Annotated in this window: 14 protein-coding genes; 4 read left to right on the forward strand and 10 right to left on the reverse strand. The window is 61.0% G+C overall.

Going from position 1 to position 12,515, the window contains the following annotated elements; translation table 11 throughout:
- Nucleotides 1-112: 112 nt before the first annotated feature.
- From HU727_RS00275 to HU727_RS00290, 4 genes are all read right to left on the reverse strand, one after another.
- Entirely contained in the window at nt 113-997 is an 885-nt protein-coding gene (locus HU727_RS00275) for an alpha/beta fold hydrolase (protein ID WP_186532225.1), read from the reverse strand.
- Between the two features lie 314 nt (nt 998-1,311).
- Nucleotides 1,312-2,004: a pseudouridine synthase gene (locus HU727_RS00280; protein WP_186532224.1), complete on the reverse strand. Its 693-nt coding sequence runs from the start codon at nt 2,002-2,004 to the stop codon at nt 1,312-1,314.
- A gap of 33 nt (nt 2,005-2,037) precedes the next feature.
- Entirely contained in the window at nt 2,038-2,268 is a 231-nt protein-coding gene (locus tag HU727_RS00285) for a cysteine-rich CWC family protein (RefSeq protein WP_186532223.1), read from the reverse strand.
- Nucleotides 2,261-2,452, reverse strand: a complete 192-nt coding sequence (locus HU727_RS00290) for a hypothetical protein (protein WP_186532281.1) — start codon at nt 2,450-2,452, stop codon at nt 2,261-2,263. Before HU727_RS00290 ends, HU727_RS00285 begins: the two co-directional genes overlap by 8 nt.
- A gap of 135 nt (nt 2,453-2,587) precedes the next feature.
- Here HU727_RS00290 and HU727_RS00295 point away from each other — a divergent pair, with 135 nt between their 5' ends.
- Nucleotides 2,588-2,992 (forward strand): hypothetical protein, encoded by a 405-nt coding sequence (locus HU727_RS00295; RefSeq protein ID WP_186532222.1) that lies wholly within the window; start codon nt 2,588-2,590, stop codon nt 2,990-2,992.
- A gap of 57 nt (nt 2,993-3,049) precedes the next feature.
- Here the strand turns inward: HU727_RS00295 and dspII are convergent, their stop codons facing one another.
- Nucleotides 3,050-4,162, reverse strand: coding sequence for an enoyl-CoA hydratase/isomerase DspII (gene dspII, locus HU727_RS00300; RefSeq protein ID WP_186532221.1), 1,113 nt, complete (start codon nt 4,160-4,162; stop codon nt 3,050-3,052).
- Nucleotides 4,163-4,294: 132 nt separating this feature from the next.
- On the opposite strand from dspII, the gene ung reads away from it, so the two are divergent.
- Complete coding sequence (ung, locus tag HU727_RS00305) at nt 4,295-4,990, forward strand: uracil-DNA glycosylase (RefSeq protein ID WP_186532220.1); 696 nt, start codon at nt 4,295-4,297, stop codon at nt 4,988-4,990.
- Between the two features lie 37 nt (nt 4,991-5,027).
- Here the strand turns inward: ung and HU727_RS00310 are convergent, their stop codons facing one another.
- Genes HU727_RS00310 through HU727_RS00325 form a run of 4 tightly spaced genes read right to left on the reverse strand, consistent with a single transcriptional unit; the run spans nt 5,028 to nt 9,066 of the window.
- Nucleotides 5,028-6,065 (reverse strand): AbrB family transcriptional regulator, encoded by a 1,038-nt coding sequence (locus HU727_RS00310; RefSeq protein ID WP_186532219.1) that lies wholly within the window; start codon nt 6,063-6,065, stop codon nt 5,028-5,030.
- Nucleotides 6,058-7,572 (reverse strand): tripartite tricarboxylate transporter permease, encoded by a 1,515-nt coding sequence (locus HU727_RS00315; RefSeq protein ID WP_186532218.1) that lies wholly within the window; start codon nt 7,570-7,572, stop codon nt 6,058-6,060. Before HU727_RS00315 ends, HU727_RS00310 begins: the two co-directional genes overlap by 8 nt.
- A gap of 1 nt (nt 7,573) precedes the next feature.
- A complete protein-coding gene (locus HU727_RS00320; protein ID WP_186532217.1) occupies nt 7,574-8,032 on the reverse strand; it encodes a tripartite tricarboxylate transporter TctB family protein in 459 nt (152 codons plus the stop codon).
- A 56-nt stretch (nt 8,033-8,088) separates the two neighbouring features.
- On the reverse strand, nt 8,089-9,066 hold the full coding sequence (locus tag HU727_RS00325; protein WP_186532216.1) for a Bug family tripartite tricarboxylate transporter substrate binding protein: 978 nt from the start codon (nt 9,064-9,066) through the stop codon (nt 8,089-8,091).
- Between the two features lie 459 nt (nt 9,067-9,525).
- On the opposite strand from HU727_RS00325, the gene HU727_RS00330 reads away from it, so the two are divergent.
- Together HU727_RS00330 and HU727_RS00335 are read left to right on the forward strand one after the other, a co-directional pair.
- A complete protein-coding gene (locus HU727_RS00330) occupies nt 9,526-10,197 on the forward strand; it encodes a response regulator (protein ID WP_186532215.1) in 672 nt (223 codons plus the stop codon).
- Complete coding sequence (locus HU727_RS00335; protein ID WP_186532214.1) at nt 10,190-11,575, forward strand: sensor histidine kinase; 1,386 nt, start codon at nt 10,190-10,192, stop codon at nt 11,573-11,575. Before HU727_RS00330 ends, HU727_RS00335 begins: the two co-directional genes overlap by 8 nt.
- 99 nt (nt 11,576-11,674) lie before the next feature.
- Here HU727_RS00335 and HU727_RS00340 read toward each other — a convergent pair whose 3' ends face one another.
- The gene (locus tag HU727_RS00340; RefSeq protein WP_186532213.1) at nt 11,675-12,496 is read right to left on the reverse strand and encodes an HDOD domain-containing protein; all 822 of its coding nucleotides are present in this window, start codon (nt 12,494-12,496) and stop codon (nt 11,675-11,677) included.
- Between the last annotated feature and the right edge of the window lie 19 nt (nt 12,497-12,515).

Here is a 12,515-nt window from a genome sequence, read left to right on the forward strand (position 1 = left end):
TTTCTTTTCTGCGTGAAGGCGTTACTACGCACGAAACGCTCAGTCGCGAGCAAGTGCTGCACGGTGCAAGCTAACACCTCAAGCCGCCAGCCTTGCCCGCGACGACGCTGTTTCAAATGGCCAATGCATGCTGATCCTGCACAAACGGGTAGCGTGTGCGGCTGGCCTGCTGCTCAGGTTTGAGAAAGCCTACGACGGCGTTCTGGCTGTCGCGGCAGGCGGCTTTGTGCTCCATGTCGAGGAAGTGCCCGGTGGCTTGCAGGGTGGTGAAGGTGCTGTGCGCGACGTGGTTGCCGAACAGGCGCGCATCGGCGGCGGCGGTGTATTCGTCCCATTCGCCGTTCAAGAACAGTACCGGTACGTTGATCTTTTTTGCCGCATTCAAATAGCACTGCCGATCGCTGTGCAGCACGTCGTTGAGGTGGAAGTGCATCTGCCCGTATTCGTGCTCGGCCAGGCTGCTGACGTGGCGGTAGTTGAAGCGCTTGAATAGCGACGGCAAGTGTTTGCCGATGGTGTTGTTGACCAGATGGCCGACCCGGTCGCCGTCGCGGCTGCCCAAGTAGTCGACGCCGCGTTCGAGGTAATCGAGCATGTGCGCGTTGATCACCGGGGAGAACGAACTGATCACGGCTTTCTCGATGCGCCGGGGCTGCTGCGCGAGGGCGACGAGGGTGGCGGCGCCGCCCCAGGAGAATGACAGCACGTGCTCGGCGGCGAAGTGGTCGATCAGCTCCAGCAGAATCTGCCCTTCGACTTCCTTCGTCAGATGTTTCTCGTGCAGGTTGTGGACTTTTGACCGGCCCGCGTAGGGCTGGTCGTAGCAGACCACGTTGAATTGCGGGTGCAGGTTTTTCACGGTCTGTGCAAACGACGCAGTCGTGGCCATCGAGCCGTTGACCAGAATGATGGTCTTTTCTGCGGCGTCTGCGCGATAGAACTCCGTGTAAACCCGATACTGACCCTGTATATCCAGCACAGCGATTTCTGGCCTCATGTCGTAAGACTCCTGGCAAGCAAGCGGGTATGCGCGCAATCGAGATTGCACGAGCTTTGTGACAGGTAGGCATACGCCTGGAATTTGCTGGCCCATGTCGATCCGGTACGGCAGGTCGACGGGTATTGTTATTGGCGGGCAGTCTGCCGGCTGAGGCGCAGCCCTGGGGCTGACGACCGGCAAAAAGTTTCTTGGAAGTATGTTGTGACTCATCGGTCACATTTCGGCCGACGTCCTGATTCAAGCAGGGGAGTCAGGATCACGCAAGTGCCGCCGGTAAATTGTTCGACAACTTCGGCTGAGCGGTCGGCTGCTTAGAACAAACGAATCTCTTCGGTGCGCAAAGCGCGGTACTCGCCCGGTTTTAGCGCGCTATCGAGGGCCAATTCGCCCATGGATTCGCGGTGCAGGCGCAGCACTTTGTTGTTGAAGAAACCAAACATGCGCTTGACCTGATGGTAGCGGCCTTCAACGATACTCAGCCGTGCCGAACGTGGGCCGAGCTGCTCCAGTTGCGCCGGTTGCGTGGTCAGATCCTCGAAGGCGAAATAGATGCCCTCGGCAAACGTCAGCGCGTATTGCGCACCGATGTCCTGTTCGGTTTCAACGTAGTAGACCTTCGGCAGTTTGGTCTGCGGCTGGGTCAGACGTCGCGACCAGGCGCCGTCGTTGGTGATCAGCATCAGCCCGGTGGTGTTGAAATCCAGGCGCCCGGCAATGTGCAGATCGTCCTTGTCCGGTTCATCGAGCAGGTCGAGTACGGTCGCATGCTGCGGATCCCGAGTGGCGCTGACGTAGCCCGGCGGTTTGTGCAACATGAAATAGCGCGCCGGTTTGCCGTTCTGCAGGACCTCATCGTCGACTTCAACCCGGCTGAATTCGAGCACTTCACTGTGCGGATCGCTGACGACTTTTCCGTCAACCCGCACGCGCTTTTCCACCAGCAACAGGCGAACCTGCTGACGGTTGTAGCGGGGCAGATTGCTGAGGAAACGGTCGACGCGCATGGTCAGATTTCGACGGATAAAGGGCCGCGCATCTTACGGGATCGGTGGCCGGCCTGCTTGCAGTTGCGCCTCGACCTGCGCGCAACGCGGGCACAGACAGGCTTTATCGCGCAACTCGGCCGGCAGCGCTTCGAGCACAGCGGGGTCAATGCTGACGCCGTAGCACCAGCATTCGCTGTCGGCGGTGCGCGGATCGGCGAGGCTGCAATCGTTGCGTGCGCCGCAGGCCGGGCAGTGGTCGGGTTTGACGTCGGTATCAGGCATAGGTCGAGTTCGGCATTTCCATGCAGGTGCGATTGCGCCCGCTTCGCTTGGCGCGGTACATCCCATGATCGGCGCGGAGCAGCAGGCTGTGCAAGGTGTCATCATTGATCAGATCAGGATCGGTCGGACCAGGGCTTCCTGGTTTGGCGATCGAAAGGTCATCCTGCGGATAAACAAGATTCATAATCACTTGTTTCAACGTGTTGCAGGAACGCACCAGATTCCGAAAATGCTGTCTGAATCTTCGTCAGTCACAGAATAAATGACTGTCGCCTGCCAGCGTCGCTGGTGTGGCCAACCCGCGGTCCAGGAGGCCGCCATGTATCGCCGAATCCTATTGCTTGCCGTGATGCTTTTTTCCCTTGGCGGATGCGTCCCTTATTCCTACGGAGACAGCTATTACAGGTCAGAGGTCTACACATCACCCGCACCGGCCTACTACAACGGTGGCGGCTCTTATTACCGCAGCGGCGGCACCTATTACACGCAACCGCGCTACTACCAGTCAGCGCCGCGGTACTACCAGCAACCGCGTTATTACCAGGCGCCACGCCACTACCAACCGGCGCCGCGTTATTACGAAAGCCGTCGCTGGCACGGTAACGATCGCGGACGTTGGGAAGGCCACCGTCGCGGCGGTTGGGACAACGACCACCGTGGTCGCGGCAACTACGACCGCCACAGCGGCCGCCGTGACCACAACGGCCGTGGCAACCGCTGGTAATCAACCGCAAATGAAAGCGGCGCATGAAGCGCCGCTTTTTTTTGCCTTGCGATTCGCTCAGTAAGCCGTCAAATCCGCCAGTGGATGCCGGCCCTCCCAAACCTTTTGAAAATGCGCCTCGACCACCGCGTCCGGCACGTTATGGATATCCGGCCAGTGCCAGTGCGGCTTCTGATCCTTGTCGATCAAGCGTGCGCGCACGCCTTCGCTGAATTCCGGATGCCGACAGCAGTTGAGACTCAGGGTGTATTCCATCTGAAACACCTCTGCCAGCGACATATGCCGGGCGCGGGTGATTTGTTCCCAGACCAGATGGGCGGTCAATGGCGAGCCCTCGGTCATGGTTTTCGCTGCGCGGGCGATCAACGGGTCGCTGCTGTCGCGGTGCAGGCTGATGGCTTTCCAGGCGCAGGCAACGTCGCTCACGTCGAGCAGTTCGTCGATCTGCTGACGACGCGGCAGCCACTGCGCTTCGGGCATTTGCCCGAGGGCCTCCTGTTGCAGGGCCTTGAGCAGACTGTTGAGTTGCATGTCGGTCTGTTCCTGCCAGTTCAATTGCAGCAGGCCTTCGATCAGGTCCGGCTGCTGGTCATCGAGCAGGAAGCGGTCGGCCAGATCCAGATCCAGCGCATCTCGTCCGTTGATATGTGCACCGGTCAAACCGAGAAACAAGCCGAGCTTGCCCGGCAACCGCGCGAGAAACCAACTGGCACCGACGTCGGGGTACAGGCCAATGCTGATCTCCGGCATTGCCAGACGGCTGCTCGGCGTGACGATCCGTGTGCTGGCACCCTGCAACAGGCCCATGCCGCCGCCGAGCACATAACCGTGGCCCCAGCAGATCAACGGTTTGGGGTAGGTATGCAAACTGTAATCCAGACGATATTCCGCGCTGAAAAACTGCGCTGCCAGCGGCGGCACTTCGCCGGGATGGGCGCGGCAGGCTTCGACCAGGCTGCGCACCTCACCCCCCGCGCAGAAGGCCTTGGCGCCGTTGCCACGCAGCAGCACGCAGACGATTTGTGGATCCTTGGCCCAGGCGTGCAGTTTGTCGCTCAGGGCGTTGATCATCGGCAGGGACAGCGCGTTCAGCGACTTTTCGGCATCCAGGCTGGCGATGCCAATGCGCGCGCCGTCGGTGCCGGTAAGTTCTTCGAAGTGCAGATTCATCGTGACCTCGATCGGAAATTTGAACGATCAGTATGATCGCTGTGGGGGAAAGTGCCGGATCTGCGTCAGATCAATTGACAAGCGTGGTCGGCTTTCCTAGGGTTCGCCCCATTGTTTTTGCCGGGTAAGACCATGACTGCTGACGACCGTATCAAACTCGAACCGAGCTGGAAGGAGGCACTGCGTGCTGAGTTCGACCAGCCCTACATGGCAGAGTTGCGCAATTTCCTGCAGCAGGAGCGGGCGGCCGGCAAGGAGATCTATCCGCCGGGGCCGATGATTTTCAATGCGCTGAATTCGACGCCGCTGGATAAAGTCAAAGTGGTGATCCTTGGTCAGGATCCGTATCACGGCCCGGGCCAGGCTCACGGTCTGTGCTTTTCGGTGCAACCGTGTGTGCCGGCGCCGCCCTCGCTGGTCAACATCTATAAAGAGCTGAAACGCGACCTCAATATCGATATTCCCAACCATGGCTACCTGCAGAGCTGGGCCGATCAGGGCGTGCTGATGCTCAACACCACCATGACTGTCGAGCGCGCCAACGCCAATGCGCACAAGGACAAGGGCTGGCAGCACTTTACCGACCGGATCATTGAAGTGGTCAGCGAAAAGCAGCCGCATCTGGTGTTCATGCTTTGGGGCGCCCATGCGCAGAGCAAACAGAAGCTGATCGACGCGACCAAACATCTGGTGCTGACCTCGGTGCATCCGTCACCGCTGTCGGCCTATCGCGGCTTTCTGGGTTGCGGGCACTTCAGCCGGACCAATAAGTTTCTGGAGCAGAACGGCGAAACACCGATTGAGTGGCGTCTTCCGCCGCTCACGTAAGATTGTTCCCACTCGGAGCGTGGGAATGATCAGTCGCTCAGGACTCTGGAATACGATTCCAGTACTTGAACAACGGCTCTGCCAGAAACAACACGAACAACAGCCGCATCACCTGCATCGCCGTTACCAGCGGTACCGACAGTTGCAGGGTCTCCGCTGTCAGGCTCATTTCGGCAATGCCGCCGGGCATCATACCCAGCGTCAGTGAGCGCAGATCTAGATGGGTCATCGCGCTCAGACCCAACGCCGCCAAAGTCGCGATCAGCATGGTCAGCACCGTGCCGATCAACGTCCGCCCCATGAACGAAGGCGCGCGACGGAAGAACTGTCGATTGAAATGACACCCCAGGCCGCTGCCGATCAACCACTGGCCGATCTGACTGCCGCCGTTGGGCAGGCTGATATGCAAATCGCAACCGATGCTCACCGCCGCACTCACCAGCAGCGGCCCGAACAGCCACGGGTTGGGTTGGCGCAAACGCTGCCAGAGCCAGGCGAGCAGGGCGCCCGCCGGAAACAGAACCGCCAGCCAGCGCCAATCGACGCTGCCGGCGTGAGAAACAGGTGTGCCGTCGCCAAGCAAATATTTGAACGCTGCCGGCACGCATAACACCACCACCAGCACCCGCAAACTTTGCCCCGCCGCCACGTGGCTGAGCAGTGCGCCGTTGCGCGCGCCGAGGTTGACCATCTCCCCGGAACCACCGGGCATGCTCGAAAAAAACGCAGTGGCGCGATCCTCGCCGGTGCGGCGCATCAGCCACACGCCAACCACCGCTGACAGGCTGGTGACCAGTGCGCCGAAGAAGATCAAACCGAAATGACTGAGCACCTGCTCCATCACCATCGGGGTGAAGTGCAGGCCGATACCGATGCCGACGATCCACTGGCCGCACTTGCGGCCGCCAGGGATTTCGGCCAGTTGCCAGGGGGTCAGGCAGCGCACGAGAATGATCGCCAGCAACGAGCCGACCATCCACGGCAACGGCCAGCCGATCTGGCTGGCGATGAAACCGCCAAGCAGACCGACCAGCGGGGTTCCCCACCAGGATTTGAAGGACGAGCGATCAGACATCGACGATGGCGCGACGAGCGACCGCGCGTTTGCGCCAGATGCGGATCAGCGGCAAGACCAGCATAAATGCAGTCAATACCCAGACACCGAAGGTGATCGGGCTCGACCAGAGGATCTCCAGCGCACCGTTGGAAATCGACAATGCACGACGCAGGTTTTGCTCCATCAGACCACCCAGGATGAAGCCCAGCAGTACCGGCGACAGCGGGAAATCAAGCTTGCGCAGGATGTAGCCGAAGATGCCGATGCCGACCATCAGGAACAGGTCGAAGGTGGTGGCGTGAACCGCGTAAACGCCGATCCCGGTGATGATCGCGATGACCGGCACCAGTGCCCAGTTCGGCACGGCGAGGATGCGGGTGAAGATGCGGATCATCGGGATATTGAGGATCACCAGCATGATGTTGGCGATGAACAACGACGCGATCAGGCCCCAGACGATGTCCGGTTGTTGCTGGAACAGCAGCGGGCCCGGGGTGATGTTGTACAGCGACAACGCGCCGATCATGACCGCCGTGGTGCCCGAACCTGGCACGCCCAGCGTCAGCATCGGCACCAGTGCGCCACAGGCCGAGGCACCGATCGCGGTTTCCGGCGCAGCGAGGCCACGGGCGTCGCCCTGACCGAACGTGCCGCTGGCACCGGCGATGCGTTTTTCGGTCATGTAGGCCACGGCACTGGCCAGCGTCGCGCCGGCGCCCGGCAACACGCCCATGATGAAACCGAGCAGCCCGCAACGAATGTTCACCGTGAACACCGATGCCGCTTCCTTGAAATTGAACATCATGCGCCCGGTGGCTTTCACCGCTTCCTGGCCGCGATGGGTTTTTTCCAGCAGCAGAAGAATCTCGCTGATGGAGAACAGGCCCAGCACCAGCACGACAAATTGAATGCCGTCAGTCAGGTGGATGTTGTCGCCGGTAAAACGGTACACGCCGCTGTTGGCGTCGATGCCCACCGTGGAGAGAAACAGGCCGATCAGCGCCGCGATAAAGGTTTTCAACGGTCGGTCGCCGGCCATGCCGCCGAGACAGACAATTGCAAACACCATTAGCACGAAATATTCCGCCGGCCCGAAGGCAATCGCCCATTTCGCCAGCAGCGGGGCGAACAGCACCATGCCGCAAGTGGCGATGAACGCGCCGATGAACGAACTCCACGCCGACAGCGACAGTGCCACACCGGCCATGCCTTTGCGGGCCATCGGGTAGCCATCAAGGGTGGTCATCACGGTCGATGCTTCGCCTGGGATGTTCAGCAGGATCGAGCTGATCCGGCCGCCGTATTCGCAGCCCAGATACACCGCTGCGAGCAGGATCAGCGCCGACTCCGGCGGCAGGCCAAGGGCGAAGGCAATCGGAATCAGCAGCGCCACGCCGTTGATCGGGCCGAGGCCCGGCAGCAAGCCGACGACGGTGCCGATCAACGTGCCGGTGAGCGCGGTAACGAGGTTGTACGGGCTCAGCGCGACGCCGAAGCCTTGACCCAAATAACCGAGGGTATCCATATCAGTTCTCCAGCACGTCGAGCAGACCAAGGGGCAGCGGGACTTCCATCACGCGGTCGAACAGCAGATACAGACCGATGGCCATCAGCGTGGTCACCACGACGCTCGGCACCCAGCGTCCGCCATACAGGCGCGCCATCGGAATACCGATCGCCACGCTGCTGAGGATGAAGCCCAGCGGTTCGAACAGGCCGGCAAATACCAGCAACAGCGCGACGCAGATAGCAATCTTGGTCAGCGTTTCGCGGTCCAGCGGTGGCTCGTCCTCGGTGTGTTTGATTGGTGCCGGACGGAACACCATGTACAGCAGCGCTGCGCCCATCAGGCCGAGCATCAGCAGCGGGAAGGCGCGGGGGCCGACTGGTTCGTAGGAAAAAGCCGCCTGGTACGGCCACGCCATCAGAGCCAGGCCGGCACATACCAGCAGCAGCACCGAGGCGAAAATGCGTTGAATAAGCATGAGAACTCCTGTGCCGCGTCCCCGGAACCGGGAACGCGGCCGCTAGACAGAGACGATCACTGGATCAGGCCGAACTCTTTGGCCAGCACTTTGTAGTCCGCGACTTGCTTCTTCACGTAGGTGTCCAGTTCCGGCCCGGTCATGGCGAACGGAAACAGTTCACGCTGATCGCGCAATGTAGCGAACTCGTCGGATGCCAGCAGTTTGTCGAAAGAGTCTTTCCACCACGCGTAGTCTTCGTCGCTGACTTTTGGCCCGAGGTAGAAGCCGCGGACAACCGGCCAGACGATGTCGTAGCCTTGTTCGCGAGCGGTCGGGATGTCTTTCATTTCCGGCTCGTCGAGACGCTTGTCGGCGAACACCGCTAGCAGGCGCATGTCACCGCTCTGGATGTGCGGCATGGAGTCGGAAATGTCGGTACTGCCGACCTGAATGTGGCCGCCGAGCAGGGCCGTGGCGATTTCGCCGCCGCCTTCGAGCGCCACGTAACGCAGCTCGCGCGGGTTAATCCCCGCAGCCTTGGCGATCAGGGCAGTCTGCATCCAGTCCTGGCTGCCGACGGTGCCGCCGGAGCCGATAACCACCGAGCCCGGATCTTTCTTCAGTGCCTGAACGAGATCGTCGAGGGTCTTGTAGGGCGAATCGCTTTTCACCGCGATGGCGCCATAACTGGTGCCGACCGCCGCAAGCCAGCGCACGTTAGTTTCATCGAAACGACCAAACTTGCCCTGGGCCAGGTTCAACAGCGAACCGCTCGACCACGCCACCAGCGTGCCGGCGTCGGCCGGACGTTGCGCGACCACCGCGTTGTAGGCCACCGCGCCAACACCGCCGGGCATGTAGGTCACGCGCATCGGCTTGCTCAGCAGCTTCTGGTTGACCAGTGCGCTTTGCACCAGCTTGCAGGTCAGGTCGAAACCGCCGCCCGGGGACGCCGGAGCAATACATTCCGGGCGTTTCGGTTCGGCCATGAGTTGGCCGGCGAACAGCATCGCGCCAGCGGCTAGAGCAACTTTACGCAGTGATAAGTTCATCTGAGTCTCCTTGGGAGTTGTTGTTATGGACGTGCAGAATTACCAAAGGGCAACGCTTCGCTCAGCAGCAGGCGCAATCGTTCGTAGCGCGAGCGCATTGACTGGAATATCGGAAGGGAAAACGGCGCGGCCCGACGTACGAAAACCGGTCAGGGCAGGGTTGTAGCGGGGAGCGCAGGCCTGTGTAAGAGCCCGGGTTTGCATGGACGACATGCGGTGTACTCCGATTATTGTTCTTATTGGTCGAAAACGCTTCGTGGCGTTTTTCGTCATGCTGTGTGGCAGCAGCGGTGATAGTCGAAACTGTCCGTGGGCCGACTCTAACCGGCTAACCTTTCAGCAACCTTTCAGCAACCTTTCAGCTGCCTTTCACGGTTTTCGGGCTTCACAGCGGCGGTTGCGGCTGTAAACTCCGCGGCAAAGCGTGGCGTCGGCCAACCCTGAACGAGGTAAAAATCCATGCGTGTCCTGCTTGTCGAAGACCATCTGCCGCTGGCCGAAAGTGTGGCTCAGGCGCTCAAGAGCACCGGTCTGACCGTGGATGTGTTGCACGACGGCGTGGCCGCCGACCTGGCGCTGGGCAGTGAGGAATATGCTGTGGCGATCCTCGATGTCGGTCTGCCGCGCATGGACGGTTTCGAGGTGCTGGCGCGATTGCGCGCGCGCGGCAAAAACTTGCCTGTGTTGATGCTGACGGCGCGCAGTGACGTGAAAGATCGCGTCCATGGGCTCAATCTCGGGGCTGACGATTACCTGGCCAAACCGTTCGAACTGACTGAACTGGAGGCACGGGTCAAAGCGCTGTTGCGGCGCAGCGTACTGGGCGGCGAGCGTCAGCAGCGCTGTGGCGTGCTGGCCTATGACCTCGACACCCGGCGCTTCACCCTGGGCGAAGAATTGCTGACCCTGACGTCCCGCGAACAAGCCGTTCTCGAAGCGCTGATCGCCCGGCCGGGGCGAGTGATGAGCAAGGAGCAACTGGCGGCGCAGGTGTTCGGCCTCGATGAAGAAGCCAGCCCTGACGCCATCGAAATCTACGTGCACCGCTTGCGCAAGAAACTCGACGGCCAGCCTGTGGCCATCGTGACGTTCCGTGGCCTCGGTTATCTGCTGGAAAGCCGCGATGCATAAGCCCAGCAGTCTGCGCTGGCGTCTGTTGTGGAACCTTGGGTGGTTGCTGGTGGTGCTGATGCTCGCCAGTGGTTTGAGCGCGTACTGGAATGGTCGCGAAGCGGCCGACACCGCGTATGACCGCACGCTGCTGGCCTCGGCGCGAACCATCGCTGCCGGGCTGTCGCAGCGCGATGGCAGCCTCAGCGCCGACGTGCCTTACGTGGCGCTGGACACATTCGCCTATGACAGTGCCGGACGTATTTATTATCAGGTCAACGATATCCACAAGAAGCTGATTTCCGGCTACGAAAACCTGCCCGGCCCACCGCTCGGCACGCCGCGAACCGACAGCTATCCGGCGCTGGCGCGCTTTTATAACGCGACTTACAACGGCCAGAACGTGCGCGTGGTCAGCCTGCTCAAAGCCGTGAGCGAGCCGAACATGAACGGCATGGCGGAAATCCGGGTGGCCGAAACCGACGAAGCGCGGGTGAGCATGGCGCGCAGCCTGGCGGCGGATACTTTGCTGCGTTTGGGCATGCTGGCCGTCGGCGCCTTGTTGTTGGTGTGGTTTGCAGTGAGCGCGGCGCTGCGCCCGCTGGAGCGTTTGCGCACCGCCGTCGAGGAGCGTCAGCCCGACGACCTGCGGCCGTTGCCGCTGGTGGAAGTACAGCATGAATTGGGGCCGTTGGTGCGTGCCCTCAACCATTTCACCGAACGCCTGCGCGGTCAGTTTGAGCGGCAGGCGCAGTTCATCGCCGATGCCGCCCATGAGTTGCGCACACCCTTGGCGGCACTGAAGGCGAGGCTGGAACTGGGCCTGCGCTCCAGTGAGCCGGAGACCTGGCGCACGACCCTGGAGTCGTCTGCGCAAAGCACGGATCGTCTGACCCACTTGGCGAATCAGCTGTTATCGCTGGCCCGCGTCGAAAATGGCGCCCGGGCGATTGCCGAGGGCGGTGCGCAGTTGCTCGATTTGAGTCAGTTGGCCCGGGAACTGGGCATGGCCATGGCGCCTTTGGCGCACAAGCGCGGGGTCGCACTGGCGTTGGAGGCGGACGAACCTGTGTGGCTGCGTGGCGAGCCGACGTTGCTCAACGAACTGCTGAGCAATCTGGTCGACAACGCGCTGGCTCACACGCCGCCGGGCGGCAATGTGATTTTGCGCGTGACGGCACCGGCGGTGCTCGAAGTGGAAGACGACGGCCCAGGGATTCCGCTGGAAGAACGCGACCGGGTATTCGAGCGGTTTTACCGGCGTAATCAGCAGGTCGCGGGTTCAGGGCTGGGGCTGGCGATTGTTGGCGAGATCTGCCGGGCGCACCTGGCGCAAATCACTTTGCATGATGGCGAGCAGGCGGGGTTGAAGGTGCGGGTCAGTTTTATTGCGGGGTGAGCGCCGTGTCCTCTTCGCGAGCAGGCTCGCTCCCACATTGAAAATGCATCGTTCCTGTGGGAGCGAGCCTGCTCGCGAAAGTCGCGCCTGGGTCCCGGATCAGTAAAACATCGTCCGCGATTCTTCCAGGTCCGCGCACAGTTGCCTGTTCTCTGGATCAATGCCCAGCTTCCTGAACGCCGGGACATTCAGCGGATCAATCCGGGCAAACGGATGGTCGGTGCCCTTGCGGCAATACAGATTCGCCACTTGCACCACATCGACGTAATCGATGCGCGACGACTCGCGATTGAAATCCTGATAGAGCAACGGCAGTTGCACCAGGCGCTCGGGGAAATCCCATACCCGCAACAATTTCTCGCCCAGCAACGGATGAATCTGCTCGATCACGTGGGTAAGGCTGACGGCGTCTGACAGCAATTCATTGTGATCTTCGGCGTAAGTCAGAATCGGCAGCACGCCGATCTGATGCACCAGCCCGCCGAGTGCCGCCTGATCGGGTTTGAGTTGGGTGTGACGGCGACACAACGCATAGCTGACGCCGGCAATCTCCAGGCTGCTGCGCCAGACTTCGCGCATTTTCTGTTCAACGACCTCGGAGCGGGCATTGAAGATCTGCTCCATCACCAGCCCGATTGCCAGATTGCTGCTGTAGTTGATGCCCAGGCGGGTGATGGCGGTGTGCAGGTCGGTGACTTCCTGCGCGGCGCGCAACAGCGGACTGTTGACCACTTTGATCAGGCGCGCCGACAGGGCGGTGTCCCGGCCGATGACTTTGCTCAGATCGCTGACGCTGATTTCCGGGTCTTCGGCGGCCTTGCGAATCTGCAGGGCCACTTCCGGCAACGTGGGCAGAACCAGGTCATCGTTATCGATGGCCTCAACCAAATCCTGTTGGACCTTTTCCGCCAGTTCGCTCATTTAGACTCTCTAGGGTGTT

The sequence above is a fragment of the Pseudomonas khorasanensis genome, from assembly GCF_014268505.2.
GTDB lineage: Bacteria > Pseudomonadota > Gammaproteobacteria > Pseudomonadales > Pseudomonadaceae > Aquipseudomonas > Aquipseudomonas khorasanensis.